We start from the raw sequence: 16,795 nt of genomic DNA on the forward strand, positions 1-16,795 counted from the left end.
CCGCGCAGTCTACCAGTTAACACGCGTGGCTGCCTGCCTGAGTGTCGGCGGGTGGCGCCAACTCCCTGGCCAGGGCGCGCTCCACCCGGCGCATGTGGCGTGCCAGTGCCTGGCGCTTCAAGCGTAGCTGGGCAGGGGTGAGGGTGCCGGCTTCCAGCGCTTCGCATGCCGCCATCAGGGCGGGTGCCTTGAGCATGCGTGCGGCGCTCAGCACCTTGTGGGCCTGGTCGGCGATGGCCGTGCTGTCGTGCTGCGGGTCCAGCGCCATCAAGCTGAGCAGGTCGGCCTGCAGGCTCTGCAGTAGCGCTTGCAGAAAACGCTGGCGGTCGTCGGGTGCTGGCCCGGTCACGGCCGCCAGGCCGTCCAGTTCGTACAACCTGCCCGGGGGGCATTGCTGGCGGCGCGGGTGAATGCCCGCCAGGCACTGGCTGAGCGTACTCAGGCTGATGGGCTTGAGCAGGCAGTCGTCCATGCCGGCGCTCAGGCACTTGCGGCGGACCTCTGGCTGGGCGTTGGCGGTATAACCCAGGATGGTGCAGCGCGGCCGCTGGCCATGGCGTTCTTCGGTGCGCACGGCGGTTGCCAGCTGGTAGCCGTTCATGTGCGGCATGTTGCAGTCCAGCACCAGCACGTCGAAATCACCGGCGCGCCAGGCGGCCAGGCCTTCCCGGCCATCCCGGGCGCTGGCATGCTGCAGGCCCAGGTAACCGAGCTGCTGCGCCATCAGTTCCAGGTTGGCCGGGTGATCGTCGATCACCAGCACGCGCAGACCGGGGTCGGGAACGTCCAGGCATTCCGGCAACTGGGCGGGTTGCGCTGCAGCATCGACCCGTTGCAACGGCATCTTCAGGCGCACCTGGGTGCCGACATCCTCCAGGCTCTTGATGGTCAGGCTCCCCCCCATCATGTCGCACAGGTTGCGGCAGATGGCCAGACCGAGCCCGGTGCCCGCGCGGGCACCCTGGCTGTGCGGGTTGGCCTGGATGAACGGGTTGAACAGGCGTTCCAGGTCGTCGGGATGGATGCCGATACCACTGTCGCGCACCTCCAGGTCCAGCATTGCAGGCCTGCCAGGGGCTTCGTCCAGCAGGCTGACGCAGATGCGTACCTGGCCATGCTCGGTGAACTTGATGGCGTTGCTCACCAGGTTGGACAGCACTTGCTTGAAACGCAGGGGGTCGAGCAACGCGTGGCAACGTGCGGCCGGTTCGATGATCACTTCCAGCGCCAGGCCTTTTTGCCGTGCCTGGCCATCGAACATGCGCCCCACCGACTCGACCAACGCTGCCAGGTCGACCACCTCGGGGGCCAGAGAGAGATGCCCGGATTCGATGCGCACGATATCGAGAATGTCACCGATCAGGCCCAGCAGGTCTTTGGCCGAATGGTGCGCCAAGGCCAGCGCGCTGCGGTCCACCCACCCTTGATCGGCGCGTTTGACCGCCAGTTCGAGCATGCCGATGACGGCATTCATGGGGGTGCGGATTTCGTGGCTGATAGTGGCCAGGAAGGTGCTTTTGGCGCGGTTGGCATTGTCGGCCTGCTGCTTGGCCTGGCGCAGTTCCGTGACCAGCTGGCGGCGGTCGCTGATGTCGATCCAGCCGCCGATGATGCCCTGCACTTCACCCAGCGAATCACGGTAGGGCAGGATCCAGTGGTAGATGGTCATCTCCCGGCCCTTGATCCGCAACGGGCGGTCCATGATCAGGGGGGAGCCGGCAGCCATCACTTTGTGGTAATCCGCCTGGATCTGCCGGGTCTGTTCGGCGTCGGCGAACAGGCTGGCGCTCAGCTGTTTGCCGATAACCTGCTCGGAGCGGGCCTGCACCGCCTCCAGGTAGCTGTAGTTGCAGCTTTGCAGGCGGCCATCGCGGTCGCGCACGTACATGGGGTGAGGGGTGCCGTTGAGCAGTGCGCGCATGAATGCCAGTTGGTCGTTCAGCGCCCTTTCGGCGCGCTGGCGCTGGCGAATCTGCAAGCGCAGGCGGGCGTTCCAGAGCAACGCCAGCAGAAGCAGCACCGCCGTGGCCAGTACCACCTGCAGCGCCAGCCGGCGGTAGCTCTGGCTCTTGCTGTCTTCGTGCGGGCCAAAGCTGCGCCAGCGGTTGTTGATGACCCCCAGTTCCTCGGGCGAAATGCTCTGCAGGGCCTTGTCGAGAATCGAGGCCAAAGCCGGTGAAGACGCGTTGGTGGCCATGGCGTAGTTGGCGGGCTCGCCGCCGACCGAGGTGCGGATGACCAGGTCGGGGTTGCTGGCCAGGGCGTGGTTGGCATCGATCAGGGTGGTGATCACCGCATCGACGGCGCCGCTGTTGAGCAACGCCATGGAATAGAACGCGCTGGCGCTCTCGACCCAGCCAATGTGCGGATAATGCTGCGGCAACGTGGCATGCATGGCGCTGTGGCGGGTAAAGGCGATGCGGTGGCCCTGCAACTGCTCCAGGGACCCTGGGGCCGGTTTGTCCTTGCGGCTAACCAGAACATAGGCGCTTTCCAGGTACGGCCGGCTGATCTGCAGGTCCTTGTCGACCAACCCGGCGATGGCCAGGGCGGCGATCACGTCTGCGCGGCCATCCTTCAAGCGGGCGATCATGTCGGCAATGCCACTGGCCCGCTGTACCTCGAAGCGCAAGCCGGTGCGCAGGCGAATGAGCTCCAGCAGGTCAGCAGTGATGCCGCGAAAATGCCCCGAGCCATCGAAGTAGGACAAGGGCGCAGCGGTGTCGTCAATGGCCACACGCATCACGGGGTGCTGTTGCAGCCATTGTTGCTCTGTTGCGCTCAATTGCAGGTTGCGGTCGGTCAACAGCAGGTCGCTGCCGGCGCTCCAGCGTTTGAAGATACTGGCACGCATGGCGGGGGGCTGGCTATCGAGGATGGTATCGACCAGTTCCCTCAGTACGGTGTCCTGCTGGCGCAGGGCAAAGCCGAAGCCGATGGCTTCGTGCTTGCCGAAGTTGGCCATGCGCAGGCGTGGCAGGTGGCCGCGGTTGAGCTGGTAGTGGGTGGAAATGGTGTCGCCGATGAACACGTCGGCCTGGCCGAACGCTACGGCGTTCAACGCCTGGCTTGAAGACTCGAACGTCAGCAGCTCGGCCTTGGGGTAGGCGTTGAGCATTTCTGCCTCGGGCAGGTAGTGATAGAGCATGCCCAGGCGCATGCCGGCCAGGCCTGTGTCCAGTGCCCGCGTTTCGTCTTCGCGCGTGACCAGCACCGGCTGGTCAACGGCATAGGGGTGCGACAGGGCCAGGCCGTCGCTGGCCGCTTCGTAGCCATTGGCGCTGCCCAGCAGGTCGATGTCGCCTTGCCGGAGTGATTCTACAGCGGCCTGGCGGCTGGGAAAACGCAGCACGCGTACCGGCAACTCCAGGGCCGTACCGATCAGGTTTGCATATTCGGCGGTGAGCCCCTGGTAGTCATGGCCGCCACTGGAGATGTCGAATGGCGGGTAGTCGGGGGCCGATGTTCCCAGTACCAGTTCCTGGCGCCCTGCAAGCCATTGCCGTTGCTCGGCGGTGAGTTGCGGTGGCGCTGGCCTGGCCGATGAACGCGCCAGGAGCGTGTACGATGCAGTTTCGTGGTGGGTGCCCAGTGCCGCGCTGCTGAACAGCAGCAGCGCGAGCAGCAGGCGGGCGAAAGGGCGGGCCATGAACATGCTCAGACCAGCGCGTTGCGCTTGGCCATCTCGATCAGGTCGACCAACGTACTGACCTGCAGCTTTTGCATGAGGCGCTTCTTGTAGGTACTCACGGTCTTGCTGCTGAGGAACATGCCCTTGGCAATTTCCTTGTTGCTGCGCCCTTGGGCGAAGAGTTGCAGCACCATCAGTTCGCGATCATTTACCTGGCGGAAAAGTTGCAGGTCGCTCGTGGTTACCTGGTCATGCTTTATTGCCTGGCTGGGGAAGTAGTTATAACCGGCCAGCACGGCCTTGATTGCACTCAGCAGTTCACCGAGGTCCTCCTGCTTGCACACATAACCGGCAGCACCCGAGTGCATGCAGCGCACGGCAAACAACGCCGGGGCCTGGGCAGTCAGCACCAGCACTTTCATGGGCAGCGCCATGGCCTGGAAGCGCGCAAGCACCTCCAGCCCGTCTAGCTTGGGGATGCTGATGTCGAGGATGACCAGGTCGGGGTGGCTCTCGCGGATCATCTGCATCGCGTCCACGCCATTGTCCGACTCACCGACAATCTTGTAATTCTGGTTTTCCAGCAGCATGCGGACGGCAAGGCGGATGACCGGATGATCGTCAACAATAAATATGGAATGCATGTTCAACTTGCCTGCGGTCAATTGTGGGTGACAGGCGGCACCTTATCGCAGTTGGAAGTCAACGGGCATGCAAGGAAGGGCTGTTTGCCCCATATGGGAAATGGCTTACAAGATAAAGCAAAACGGGCTACGAGATAATCGTGCGCGACCCAATGTCAAAGTGCATTTGGTAACTTTTCGTTGGCAAATTAAACGTGTTGTTTAATTTGCCCTCGGTATATGTAGGAAGTTTCCTGTAACCCAGGTGCAGCAACGGCACGCTGGCCGGTCTGCACCGCCATGGCTCAGCCCGGGCCCGAGCGCCCGGTCATTTCCCTGGCCATTTCGCTGGCGTAGCTGTCGGTCATGCCGGCGATGAAATCGATCATGCGCAGGAACGCGTTGTACAGCGAGCCGTGTGGGTCTGGTGCACTGTTGCCGAGCAGGTCCATGACGCGCCGGCTCTTGAACGAGGGTGTGCGCCCGCCGTGTTGTTCGAGCGCCGCGCCGCAGAAGGTATTGAGCAGGATTTCCAGTGTGGTGTAGGCGCCGATTTCGTGCAGGGTCTTGCGCTTGTCCTGGAAGATCTTGTTGCGCGCCATGTCTTTGGCCTGCAGCACGCAGCGCTTGGCCGGGCCGTGCATGTGTTCGACCAGGTCGCCTGGCAGTTGCCCGGCCAGCAACGCTTGCTGCTGCTCGACAAAAGCCTGGGCGGCAGCGTTGGTCAAGTGCTCGATGGCCTTGCCACGCAGGATGGCCAGCTTGCGCCGGCGGGAATCGCCGGGGCCCAGTTGGCGATAGGTTTCTGGCAGATCGTCGCCGACCAGGTCGAGCAACAAGGCTTCGACTTCGCCGTATTGCAGCAAGTCCATCTCCAGGCCGTCTTCCAGGTCGATCAGCGCGTAGCAGATGTCATCGGCCGCTTCCATCAGGTACACCAACGGGTGGCGCGCCCAGCGCTGGTGCTCCAGCTGTGGCAGGCCGAGCTTGCGGGCGATCTGTTCCAGCAGTGGCAGCTCGCTCTGATAACTGCCGAACTTGTGCTTCTTGTAGCCCAGGGCGTCGGCATGGCGGGCGCTCCAGGGGTATTTGAGGTAGGTGCCGAGGGTGGCATAGGTCAACCGGGTGCCACCGTCGAACTGGTGGTACTCCAGTTGCGTAAGCACGCGGAAGCCCTGCGCATTGCCCTCGAAATTGAGGAAGTCGGCACGCTCGTCATCACCCATGTCGTCCAGCCACCCGCGCCCGGCCGCCTGCTGGAACCAGTGACGTATGGCGTCTTCGCCAGAATGGCCGAATGGCGGGTTGCCGATGTCGTGGGCCAGGCAGGCCGACTGCACGATCATCCCCAGGTCGCTGGGCGCGCACCAGTCTGGCAAGCTTTCGCGCAGGGTTTCACCCACGCGCATGCCCAGCGAACGCCCCACGCAACTGACTTCCAGCGAATGGGTCAGGCGCGTGTGAATGTGATCGTTACTGGTGACGGGGTGCACTTGGGTCTTGCGCCCCAGGCGGCGAAAGGCGCCCGAGAAAATGATGCGGTCGTGGTCTTTGTGGAAGGGGCTGCGCCCGAGTTCTTCGGCGCTATACAGGGCTTTGCCCAGACGTTCGCGGGTGAGCAGGGTGTGCCAGTCCAAGGCGCGGTCTCCAGGGGGTCAAAGGCTATAGCTTCTGGTGTGCTGTGCCTGCGCGCAAGTGGCAGGGGCAACGCTGGCCGCTGGCATGCATTACCCGCGAATGGCCGGTGGCGGCACCGACACATTCGCGGTCGAGCCTGCGCCCATGCACCGCCTTCAGCGGCGACGGCTACCTTGCAGGTACAGGCGCACCAGCGGCAGCAGGCTGGTGCCCAGGCGCACAAGCCTGCCCAGGTTGCCGCTGCGCACGCCCTTGCCGGTCATGAAGCCCAGGGCTACCACAGCGCCAATGCCCCACAGCGGCGCGTGTTTGATGCCCAAGCCGTCGTGCAGCGAGCTGCCCATGCCGCGCATGCGCTGCAAAGGTGCCAGCAGTTGCCCGGATTCGTGGCGGATCTCCTGGCGGTGCATTTCCATGCGCAGGCGCAGCAACGCCTTGCGCAGCTCGCGTGGGTTTCGTGTGTTCGGCAGTTGTGGCAGGTTCATGGCAACAAGCGCTCCCGGTCCTTGGCGAGTTCTTCGAGGGTGGCGTTGAAGGGAGATGACTCGTCGAACACCGCTGCCTTCAACCGTACACCGCAATACAGTGCAGCCAGGCTATAGAACACGCACAGGCCGATGATGCCGGCAAGTCGATAGCTGTCCCACAGCAGCACCAGTAGCAAGCCCGACAGTGCAGTGAGCAGCAGCAGGGCGAACACCAGTGCCAGGCCGGCGAACAACAGCAACCTCAGCGTGCGGCCTTTCTGCTCCTGCAGCTCGATACCGAACAGCTCGATATGGCTGTGCAGCAGCCCCAGCGCGGCTGCGCCCAGGCGCCTGCCCGATGCGCCGGCGCCGTTGGCTTCGTTCTCCATGGGAACCCCTTAACGCCGGTTGGCCAGCAGGCCGATCAACAGGCCGACGCCGGCAGCGATGCCGATGGCCTGCCATGGGTTTTCCTGTACGTACTGCTCGGCGCTGCCCAGCGCAGCCTGGCCGCGGTCGCGTACCGACTCCTGGGTCAACTGCAGGGTTTCGCGGGCCTGGGCCAGGCGCTCGTGAATCTGCCCGCGCAACTCCTCGGCCTGGTCGCCTGCCAGGTTGGCGGTGTCGGCCAGCAGCTTTTCGGTGTCGCGCACCAAAGCCTGGAAGTCAGCCATCAATATCTCTTGTGCAGTCTTTGCCGAATTGCTGGCCATGTGTCTCTCCCTGTCGATGAATGTTGGTAGTTCGAGTGATAGCAGGCGCGGAAGGTTCAAGTGACCGTACACCCGCGTGTGCTGGTATGCGCCTTGCTATGTGTTTGCCACGTTGCGGGGCACCTCGGGCTGTTCTTGCGCCGATTCGGGGCGCCCACGCGGCGAATATCGATAAACCTTAACGCAATCCTCGACAAACCCAAGAAAAAACCACGCAGGTCGCGCCCACGCAACTGAAACAGGGTGATGGCTGGCACCGATTCGGTGCAGGGATGCAGGTTCTTGAACTGTCCTGGTGCCTTTTTCAGCAGGTCTGCCTATTTCATGGATAACATGCACAGCGCGATGGACTCCCTGGTCCACGGTTCCAACACCCTGTTCCTTCTCATGGGCGCCATTCTGGTGCTGGCCATGCATGCCGGCTTCGCGTTTCTCGAAGTGGGCACCGTACGCCACAAGAACCAGGTCAATGCCTTGTCGAAGATCCTCAGCGACTTCGCCATTTCGGCGCTGGTGTATTTCTTTATAGGCTACTGGATCGCCTATGGGGTCAACTTCTTCCAGCCTGCTGCAACGCTGGCTGCCGACCATGGCTACGCGCTGGTCAAGTGCTTCTTCCTGTTGACCTTCGCTGCAGCCATTCCGGCGATCATTTCCGGGGGCATCGCCGAGCGTGCGCGTTTCGTGCCGCAACTGTGTGCCACCGCACTGATCGTGGCATTCGTCTACCCCTTCTTCGAGGGCGTGGTATGGAACGGCAACCTGGGCCTGCAAGCCTGGTTGCAGGACCGCTTTGGCGCGCCGTTCCATGACTTTGCCGGCTCGGTAGTGGTGCATGCCATGGGCGGCTGGCTGGCGCTGGCGGCGGTGCTGCTGCTCGGCCCGCGCCGCGGTCGCTATCGCGATGGTCGGCTGGTGGCTTTTGCGCCCTCGAGCATTCCCTTTCTCGCCCTGGGCTCGTGGATCCTGATCATTGGCTGGTTCGGTTTCAACGTGATGAGCGCCCAGACCTTGGAGGGGCTCAGTGGCCTGGTGGCGATCAACTCGCTGCTCGCCATGGTTGGCGGCACGTTGTCGGCGTTGCTGGCCGGGCGCAACGACCCTGGCTTCCTGCATAACGGGCCGTTGGCCGGGTTGGTGGCGGTTTGCGCCGGCTCTGACCTGATGCACCCGATCGGTGCGCTGGCTACCGGCCTGGTGGCGGGCGGGCTGTTCGTGTGGACGTTCACCGCGGCCCAGAACCGCTGGAAAATCGACGACGTGCTGGGTGTTTGGCCGTTGCATGGTCTGTGTGGCGTGTGGGGTGGGGTTGCCTGCGGCATCTTCGGCCAGGCGGCACTGGGCGGCATGGGCGGCGTGAGCCTGGTCAGCCAGTTGCTGGGGAGCCTGATGGGGGTGGTGGTGGCACTCGCCGGTGGTTTTGCCGTGTATGGTGCGCTGCGCGCCGTGCATGGCCTGCGGCTGAGCCATGAGCAGGAATTCCAGGGCGCTGACCTGTCGCTGCACCGTATCGGCGCCACCAGCCAGGATTGAAGGTGCACGATGGCCGTGGTGGTCCTAGAATAGGTTTCTCTGCATGCCACATCGGGACCCGCCCCATGCTGCCTGAATGCCAACTGTTCGGCACCCTCGGCTGCCACCTGTGTGAAGTGGCCGAGTCGGTGCTGATGCCCTTCGTCGATCATGGCCTGCTGGTGGAGCTGGTCGATGTTGCCGAAAGCCAGCCTTTGTTCGAACGCTATGGGCTGGTCATTCCGGTGCTCCGGCGCTGTGACAACGGTGCCGAGTTGCACTGGCCGTTCGATGCCGAGCAGGTGGTGGCGTTCCTGGGGCAATGACACCGACAGGGGAGGTACAACCCTGCTCCATGGCAGGTGATGCGCGCTGATGATCAGGCGCCGGCGCACCAGTGCCGGTGCCCCTAGCCATCATCGGAACCGCTTGCCATGTTGATCACACCACATTTCACCCTCGCTGAACTGACCGTTTCCCAGCTCGCGGCCAGGGATGGGTTCGACAACACCCCGCCACCTGAAGCCAGGGCCAACCTGCAATTGCTGTGTTGTGCCCTGGAGCAGGTGCGCGCGCTGTTCGGCGTGCCCATCATTGTCAGCAGTGGCTACCGTAGCGAGAAAGTCAACCGCTTGATTGGCGGTGCCGCCAACAGCCAGCATGTACAAGGGCTGGCGGCTGACTTCACGGTCATCGAGGTCAGCCCGCGCGAGACCGTGCAACGGATCAGCGAAAGTACGGTGCCCTTCGATCAACTCATCCTGGAATTCGACAAGTGGGTGCACCTGTCGGTGGCGCGGGGCACCCCGCGGCGCCAGGTGTTGACCATCCGCAAGGGCAGCGGCTATCTGGCGGGGCTGCAATGAAGCGCATTGACTGCGACGCGAGGATGTTCGTATGCTGTATATAAATACAGTATCGAGGTAAAGCCATGCTCAACGTCGAGCAACTCAAGTACAGCGTCAACCGCATGCCTGTGGAGCGGGTGGCCGACGCCGTTCTGGAACTGCGCCTCGAGGGCCTGGTGACCGATGACCGCACCCCCTTCGGCAAGGTGCACTTCAATACCTGCTTTGCCGAGATCGAAGCCTTGTTCCAGCGGGCCGGCTACCACCGTGGGCTCGATGTGGTCGGGTACCAAGGGGCGCTCTACGCACTTTACGACCCTGGCCGCTGGGAGCCTGTGCAGGTGCTGCGCTGGTTGAAGGAACGCAGCGAGGCGCTGGCCCAGGCTGGTTGATGGGGCGGGGTTGGGTGATAATGCGCGGCCGTTTCTGTTCCGAGCCCTGCCATGTCCACGCCTTTCGACCCCGCCCGCCAGCAAGCCAGCACCGTGTGCCTGCCACCCGGTCACTGGGCAACGGTGCTCGATTGCCTGTGTGACCATTTCAAGGCCATCGACCGTGCCCAGTGGCTCGACCGCTTTGCCAGGGGGCGGGTGCTGGACGCCCAGGGGCAGGCAGTGGCTGCCGAGCTGCCTTACAAACCGGGCATGCGCTTGCACTATTTTCGCGAAGTGCCGAACGAGCGACCGATCCCGGTGCAGGAGCACGTGCTGCACGTGGACGAGCACTTGGTGGTGGCGGACAAGCCGCATTTCCTGCCGGTGACACCGACTGGCGAGTACGTTGAGCACACCTTGCTGCGCCGCCTGATCCGCAGGCTGGATAACCCTCACCTGGTGCCGTTGCATCGCATCGATCGGCATACCGCCGGGCTCGTGCTGTTCTCTGCCAACCCGCATACGCGTAGCGCTTATCAGCGGCTGTTCCCCGAGCGACGTATCGACAAGCGCTACCAGGCCATCGCGGCCGCTTTGCCGCAACACGCGTTTCCGTTGGTGCACAAAAGCCGCCTGGTGCATGGCGAGCCCTTTTTCCGCATGCATGAGGTAGAGGGTGAAGCCAATAGTGAAACCCTGGCCGAGGTGCTGGAGAAGCGTGGAGCGCTGTGGCGGTACGGGTTGTCGCCGGTCACCGGCAAGACCCACCAGTTGCGGGTGCACATGGCTGCGTTGGGCGCGGGCATCAGCAATGACCCGTTCTATCCGCAGTTGCTCGACACCGCAGACGATTACCAGCGGCCATTGAAACTGCTGGCGCAGAGCCTGCGTTTCACCGACCCGTTGAGCGGCGAAGAGCGCTATTTCGAGAGCCGCTTGAGCCTGGACTGGTAACCCTGCCTGGGCATGCGTTGCCAGCCAGGGGCTGCTGTGCAACCCCTCGCGGCGCGCAGGTCTGCGGTCAGCGGTTGAAGCGCTCCACAAGTGAGTACTGGCTCCCGGCCGTAGTGGTCAGCTCTTCGCTCAACAGCGCCGAGTGCTGTGCCTGCTCGGCGGTCTGGTCGGCCAGTTCGGCGATGGTGCTGATGTTACGGCTGATCTCATCGGCCACGGCGGTCTGCTCTTCGGTCGCGGCGGCAATCTGGGTCGCCATGTCGGTGATGTTGGCGACCGCTTCGCTGATGCCGACCAGCGCTTCGTCAGCCTGCATCACACGATCAACGCCTTCCTGCGCCTGACGGTGGCCGGTTTCCATGGTCAGTACGGCGTTGCTGGCGGTTTGCTGCAGCTTGGCGATCAGGCTGTGGATCTGCCCGGTGGACTCGGCGGTGCGTTGAGCCAGCTGGCGCACTTCGTCGGCCACTACGGCAAAGCCACGGCCCATTTCCCCAGCCCGCGCCGCCTCGATGGCGGCATTCAATGCCAGCAGGTTGGTCTGGTCGGCAATGCCCTTGATCACATCGACGACACCGCCAATTTCGTCGCTGTCCTTGGCCAGTTGCGTGACGGTCTGGCCGGTTTCGCCCACTGCTGTCGACAGGCGTTCGATGGCCTCGCGGGTTTCCCCGGCAATCTGCCGGCCTTGGCTGGTCAGGCGGTTGGCTTCCTGGGTGGCATCGGCTGTGCGTTGCACGTGGTTGGCAACTTCCTGGGTGGTCGCAGCCATCTGGTTGACGGCGGCGGCGACCTGTTCGGTTTCGACCCGCTGGCGTTCCAGCCCCGAAGAGCTCTTGTGTGCCAGGGCGTCGGACTGCCGCGCCTGGTCGCTGAGGTGCTCGGCGCTGTCCTGCAAGCGGGTCAGGCAGGTTTTCATGCGCGCATCCTGGCTGAGCATGGCCATTTCCAGGCGGGCCTGCACGCCACGGCTGTCGGTGTACATCTGCGCGATCAGCGGGTCGGAGGTGGTCTGTTCAGCCAGCCGCAGCAAGCGCTTGAGGCCTCGTTGCTGCCAGCTCAGGCCGATCAGCCCAAGCGGTACGGAAAGCGCGGCGGCCAACGCGAAGCCCCAGGAATGGCCCAGCCAGTTGCCAATCAGGAAGCCCGCCTGGCTGATCAGGATGAACGGCAACCAGTCCTGCAGCACCGGCAGCCACTTGTCACGGCGCGGTACCGGCGGCTTGCCCTGGTTGATGCGCTGGTACAGCGCCTCGGCGCGGCGGATCTGCTCGGCGGTGGGTTTGACCCGCACAGACTCGAAGCCGACCACCTGGTTGTTGTCGAAAATCGGTGTGACGTAGGCGTTGACCCAGTAGTGATCGCCCGACTTGCAGCGGTTCTTGACGATACCCATCCACGGCTGGCCTTGCTTGAGGGTTTGCCACATATGGGCAAACACAGCAGGCGGCACGTCGGGGTGGCGCACCAGATTGTGCGGCGCACCGGTCAGTTCTTCGCGGGTGAACCCACTGATGTCGATGAAGGCATCATTGCAGTAGGTAATCACGCCCTTGGCGTTGGTGGTGGAGATCAACCGCTGCTGGGCAGGGAAAGTCCGTTCTCTCTGGGTAATCGGCTGGTTGTTACGCATGGGGTGATAGTCCGCAGGGCTTTGGATGGGTATCGGCAAGCCACCGGGATTATTGAGTGATTATTTAACATGCGTGACAAAAGGTGTTCGATTTTGGTGCAAGGGTGCCTGAGCAATCGAACGCCGTGTGGGCGGCGCTCGATTGGCAGGTGTCGCAGGTTTTCCAGTGCGGCTGCGCCCTCAACCCGCAATCAGCTGGCGCAGCACATAATGCAGAATCCCGCCTGCCTTGAAGTACTCCACCTCGTTGACGGTATCGATCCGGCACAGCACCTCGATCTGTTCCTGCTGGCCATCCTCGCGGGTGATGCGCACCTGTAGCGGCATGCCGGGGTGAATCGGTGCGCCGTCCAGCCCCAGCACGTCGATCTGCTCCTTGCCGGTCAGCCCCAGCGCCTTGCGGTCGTGCCCGGCCGTGAACTGCAGCGGCAGCACGCCCATGCCCACCAGGTTGGAGCGGTGGATACGCTCGAAGCTTTCCGCCAGCACTGCCTTCACGCCCAGCAGGTTGGTGCCCTTGGCCGCCCAGTCGCGGCTGGAGCCGGTGCCGTATTCCTGCCCGGCGATCACCACCAGCGGGGTTCCGTCCTGCTGGTAGCGCATGGCTGCGTCATAGATCGACAGTTTTTCACCCGAGGGCACGTGCAAGGTGTTGCCGCCTTCCTCGCCCGCCAGCATTTCGTTGCGGATTCGGATATTGGCGAACGTACCGCGCATCATCACTTCATGGTTGCCGCGCCGCGAACCATAGGAGTTGAAGTCGCGTGGCTCCACACCTTTTTCGCGCAGGTAGCGCCCCGCTGGGCTGTCGGCCTTGATGTTGCCGGCAGGCGAAATATGGTCGGTGGTCACCGAGTCGCCCAACAGCGCCAGCACGCGGGCGCCGCGGATATCGGTGATGGCCGGTGGCGGCCCGCCGATGTCGTCGAAGAAGGGAGGGTGCTGAATATAGGTGGAGTCGGCCTGCCACACGTAGGTAGCGGCCTGGGGTACCTCGATGGCCTGCCACTGGGCATCGCCGGCGAACACTTCGGCATATTGCTTGTGGAACATGGCCGTGTCGACCTTGGCCACGGCCGCCGCGATCTCCTGCTGGCTGGGCCAGATATCGCGCAGGTACACCGGTTGGCCGTCCTTGCCCGTACCCAGCGGGTCACGCGTCAGGTCCACGCGCACACTGCCGGCGAGCGCATAGGCCACGACCAGCGGCGGCGATGCGAGCCAGTTGGTCTTGACCAGCGGGTGAACGCGCCCTTCGAAATTGCGGTTGCCCGACAGCACCGAGGCTACGGTGAGGTCCGCGCTGGCAATGGCTTTCTCGATGGCTTCATCCAGCGGGCCGGAGTTGCCGATGCAGGTAGTGCAGCCATAGCCAACCAGATCGAAGCCCAGTTCGTCGAGGTATGGCGTGAGCCCGGCGGCCTGGAAGTAGTCGGTGACCACCTTGGAGCCCGGTGCCAGCGAGCTTTTCACCCAGGGTTTGCGTTGCAGGCCTTTTTCCAGGGCTTTCTTGGCTACCAGCCCGGCAGCCATCATCACGCTGGGGTTGGAGGTATTGGTGCACGAGGTGATGGCGGCGATCACCACGGCGCCATCACGCAGGGTGTGGGTCTGGCCTTGGTGGCTGTAGTCGATCTCGCCGGCCTGGTCGGCATTGCCAACGGCCACGCCGCCACCCCCTTCACTTTCCAGGCGGCCGACTTCCTTGGCCAGCGGCTTGGGTTGCAGTTCGATGAAGTGGTCGAAGGCCTGGCTGACCTGGCCCAGTGCGACCCGGTCCTGCGGCCGCTTGGGCCCGGCCAGGCTGGCTTCGACGTCGTGCATGTCCAGCGCCAGGGTGTCGCTGAACAGCGGCTCGTGGCCGGGCAAGCGCCACATGCCTTGGGTTTTGCAGTACTGCTCGACCAGTTGCACGGTCGCTTCTGGCCGCCCAGACAGGCGCAGGTAGTCCAGGGTGACGTCATCGACCGGGAAAAACCCGCATGTAGCGCCGTACTCCGGGGCCATGTTGGCGAGGGTGGCGCGGTCGGCAAGCGGCAGCTCGGCCAGGCCGTCGCCATAGAACTCGACGAACTTGCCGACCACGCCTTTCTTGCGCAGCATCTGGGTCACGGTCAGCACCAGGTCGGTCGCAGTGATGCCCTCGCGCAGCTTGCCGGTCAGCTTGAAGCCGATCACTTCCGGGATCAGCATCGATACGGGCTGGCCGAGCATGGCCGCCTCGGCCTCGATACCGCCGACCCCCCAGCCGAGCACGCCCAGGCCGTTGATCATGGTGGTGTGCGAGTCGGTGCCGACCAAGGTGTCGGGGAAGGCATAGGTGCGGCCATCGGCTTCACGGGTCCATACCGTGCGGCCCAGGTATTCCAGGTTGACCTGGTGGCAGATGCCGGTGCCCGGCGGTACCACGCTGAAGTTGTCGAAGGCGTTCTGGCCCCAGCGCAGGAAAGCATAGCGCTCGCCGTTGCGCTGCATTTCGATTTCCACGTTCTCGCTGAAGGCTTGCGTTGTGCCGTAGCGGTCGACCATCACCGAGTGGTCGATCACCAGGTCGACCGGTGACAGCGGGTTGATGCGTTGCGGATCGCCGCCGGCCTTGGCCATGGCGGCGCGCATGGCGGCCAGGTCGACCACTGCCGGTACGCCGGTGAAGTCCTGCATCAGTACGCGTGCGGGGCGGTACTGGATTTCGCGATCGGAGCGCCGCTCGCCCAGCCATTGGGCGAGGGCGCGCAAGTCGTCGCCGGTCACGGTTTTGCCGTCTTCCCAGCGCAGCAGGTTTTCCAGCAGCACCTTCAGGGACATGGGCAGGCGTTGCAGGTCACCCAGCTGGCGGGCGGCTTCGGTGAGGCTGAAATAGTGGTAGGTCTGGTCGCCGACCTTGAGCGGCTTGAGGGTGTTCAGGCTATCGAGCGAGGGCATTGCCAACTCCTTCTGCGCCGGTGCCCGGCATTGAATTGCGGTTTGCCGGTAGCACCGTTATGTATCGGCCCGCACGGCACGGACCTGGCTGAAAGGTCAGGTTAGACCGGTTTAAGCCACCTGACCCTTTTCTGGACCGGCGGGGCGTGTCGCAGGTTCCGAACTTCCTTTATCATCGCCGCCCTGCCGGCGCCTGTGACGCGCCCGCCGTAGTGGAGTGAGAGATGAATACCCTGTTCATGCATTGCCGGCCCGGTTTCGAGGGTGAGGTGTGCGCCGAGATCAGCGAACATGCCGCCCGCCTGGGTGTCGCGGGCTATGCCAAAGGCAAGCCGCAAAGTGCCAGCGCCGAGTTTGTCTGTAGCGAGGAGGGCGGTGCCGAGCGGTTGATGGGGGAGCTGCGTTTCAATCAGCTGATCTTCCCGCGGCAATGGGCCCGGGGTGCGTTTGTCGAGCTGCCGGAAAGTGACCGTATCAGTGTGCTGCTGGCGCAGTTGCCTGGTTTTCCGGTGTTCGGCAGCCTGTGGCTGGAAGTGCTGGACAGCAACGAGGGCAAGGCGTTATCGACGTTCTGCCGCAAGTTCGAAGTGCCTTTGCGCAAGGCCCTGGAAAAGGCCGGGCGCCTGGTTGACGACGCCAGCCGCCCACGCTTGCTGCTGACCTTCATCAGTGGCCGGCGGGTATTTGCGGGTATCGCTGCGGCCAACAACAGCGCGTTGTGGCCCATGGGTATCCCGCGTCTCAAGTTCCCCCGCGAGGCGCCCAGCCGTTCGACCCTCAAGCTGGAAGAGGCCTGGCACCATTTCATCCCGCGTGAGCAGTGGGAGCAGCGCTTGGGCGATGATATGACCGGCGTCGACCTGGGGGCTTCGCCGGGGGGGTGGACTTACCAGCTGGTGCGTCGTGGCATGTTGGTGACGGCTATCGATAATGGGCCGATGGCCGAGAGCCTGATGGATACCGGCCTGGTCCAGCACCTGATGGCCGATGGCTTTACCTGGCAACCCAGGCAACCGGTGGACTGGATGGTTTGCGATATCGTCGAGAAGCCGGCGCGGACGACTTCGCTGATCGAAACCTGGTTGGGTGAGGGGCTATGCCGGGAGGCGGTGGTCAACCTGAAGTTGCCGATGAAGCAGCGTTATGCCGAGGTACGGCGGCTGCTCGAGCGCATGGAGGCGACGTTCAAGGCGCGCAAGGTACGGGTTTCGATTGCGTGCAAGCAGCTGTATCACGACCGTGAGGAAGTGACATGCCATTTGCGGCGGCTTGATCTGAAACCTCGTTGAATCGGTGGTTGGTGCTTGAGGGTGGGGCCGATGGCAACGAATACCTATGCGGTTTCAACGCCCACACTGGTGCAGAGCTTGGAATCCTGGGCGCTGGTTTTTGGTGGCGCGATCACTCCAGCTGCGATAGCGACGCATAGTCACCTTTTCGCCCTTACGGCGAGTCACTTTTTGTCAAACGCGACAAAAAG

General features: G+C 63.6%; 14 protein-coding genes. 6 read left to right on the plus strand and 8 right to left on the minus strand.

Going from position 1 to position 16,795, the window contains the following annotated elements:
- Positions 1–16: 16 nt before the first annotated feature.
- The 6 genes from EGJ22_RS16550 to EGJ22_RS16575 form a co-directional block, all read right to left on the minus strand.
- The gene (locus tag EGJ22_RS16550) at positions 17–3,649 is read right to left on the minus strand and encodes an ATP-binding protein (RefSeq protein WP_064314451.1); all 3,633 of its coding nucleotides are present in this window, start codon (positions 3,647–3,649) and stop codon (positions 17–19) included.
- An 8-nt stretch (positions 3,650–3,657) separates the two neighbouring features.
- Positions 3,658–4,275 (minus strand): response regulator transcription factor, encoded by a 618-nt coding sequence (locus EGJ22_RS16555; protein WP_009684005.1) that lies wholly within the window; start codon positions 4,273–4,275, stop codon positions 3,658–3,660.
- Between the two features lie 284 nt (positions 4,276–4,559).
- Positions 4,560–5,891: a deoxyguanosinetriphosphate triphosphohydrolase gene (locus EGJ22_RS16560; RefSeq protein ID WP_009684004.1), complete on the minus strand. Its 1,332-nt coding sequence runs from the start codon at positions 5,889–5,891 to the stop codon at positions 4,560–4,562.
- A 156-nt stretch (positions 5,892–6,047) separates the two neighbouring features.
- On the minus strand, positions 6,048–6,377 hold the full coding sequence (locus tag EGJ22_RS16565) for a hypothetical protein (protein WP_009684003.1): 330 nt from the start codon (positions 6,375–6,377) through the stop codon (positions 6,048–6,050).
- The gene (locus tag EGJ22_RS16570) at positions 6,374–6,748 is read right to left on the minus strand and encodes a phage holin family protein (RefSeq protein WP_009684002.1); all 375 of its coding nucleotides are present in this window, start codon (positions 6,746–6,748) and stop codon (positions 6,374–6,376) included. The genes EGJ22_RS16565 and EGJ22_RS16570 overlap by 4 nt, the downstream gene beginning before the upstream one ends.
- A 9-nt stretch (positions 6,749–6,757) precedes the next feature.
- The gene (locus EGJ22_RS16575; RefSeq protein ID WP_009684001.1) at positions 6,758–7,072 is read right to left on the minus strand and encodes a YqjD family protein; all 315 of its coding nucleotides are present in this window, start codon (positions 7,070–7,072) and stop codon (positions 6,758–6,760) included.
- Positions 7,073–7,396: 324 nt separating this feature from the next.
- On the opposite strand from EGJ22_RS16575, the gene EGJ22_RS16580 reads away from it, so the two are divergent.
- The 5 genes from EGJ22_RS16580 (at position 7,397) to EGJ22_RS16600 (ending at position 10,760) form a co-directional block, all read left to right on the plus strand.
- Positions 7,397–8,605, plus strand: coding sequence for an ammonium transporter (locus tag EGJ22_RS16580; RefSeq protein ID WP_029886184.1), 1,209 nt, complete (start codon positions 7,397–7,399; stop codon positions 8,603–8,605).
- A 65-nt stretch (positions 8,606–8,670) separates the two neighbouring features.
- Entirely contained in the window at positions 8,671–8,910 is a 240-nt protein-coding gene (locus EGJ22_RS16585) for a glutaredoxin family protein (RefSeq protein ID WP_009683999.1), read from the plus strand.
- A gap of 108 nt (positions 8,911–9,018) precedes the next feature.
- Positions 9,019–9,450, plus strand: a complete 432-nt coding sequence (locus tag EGJ22_RS16590; RefSeq protein WP_029886185.1) for a D-Ala-D-Ala carboxypeptidase family metallohydrolase — start codon at positions 9,019–9,021, stop codon at positions 9,448–9,450.
- Positions 9,451–9,515: 65 nt separating this feature from the next.
- The gene (locus EGJ22_RS16595; RefSeq protein ID WP_009683997.1) at positions 9,516–9,824 is read left to right on the plus strand and encodes a hypothetical protein; all 309 of its coding nucleotides are present in this window, start codon (positions 9,516–9,518) and stop codon (positions 9,822–9,824) included.
- A 51-nt stretch (positions 9,825–9,875) separates the two neighbouring features.
- Positions 9,876–10,760, plus strand: a complete 885-nt coding sequence (locus EGJ22_RS16600) for a pseudouridine synthase (RefSeq protein WP_029886186.1) — start codon at positions 9,876–9,878, stop codon at positions 10,758–10,760.
- A 67-nt stretch (positions 10,761–10,827) separates the two neighbouring features.
- On the opposite strand, the gene EGJ22_RS16605 is transcribed toward EGJ22_RS16600, so the two are convergent.
- Positions 10,828–12,393 (minus strand): PAS domain-containing methyl-accepting chemotaxis protein, encoded by a 1,566-nt coding sequence (locus tag EGJ22_RS16605; protein ID WP_029886187.1) that lies wholly within the window; start codon positions 12,391–12,393, stop codon positions 10,828–10,830.
- Positions 12,394–12,573: 180 nt separating this feature from the next.
- A complete protein-coding gene (gene acnA, locus EGJ22_RS16610; RefSeq protein ID WP_029886188.1) occupies positions 12,574–15,315 on the minus strand; it encodes an aconitate hydratase AcnA in 2,742 nt (913 codons plus the stop codon).
- 224 nt (positions 15,316–15,539) lie between these two features.
- Here acnA and rlmM point away from each other — a divergent pair, with 224 nt between their 5' ends.
- Positions 15,540–16,604 (plus strand): 23S rRNA (cytidine(2498)-2'-O)-methyltransferase RlmM, encoded by a 1,065-nt coding sequence (gene rlmM, locus EGJ22_RS16615; RefSeq protein WP_029886189.1) that lies wholly within the window; start codon positions 15,540–15,542, stop codon positions 16,602–16,604.
- Positions 16,605–16,795 lie beyond the last annotated feature (191 nt).

This window comes from Pseudomonas sp. p99-361, from assembly GCF_003935475.1.
Lineage (GTDB): Bacteria > Pseudomonadota > Gammaproteobacteria > Pseudomonadales > Pseudomonadaceae > Aquipseudomonas > Aquipseudomonas juntendi.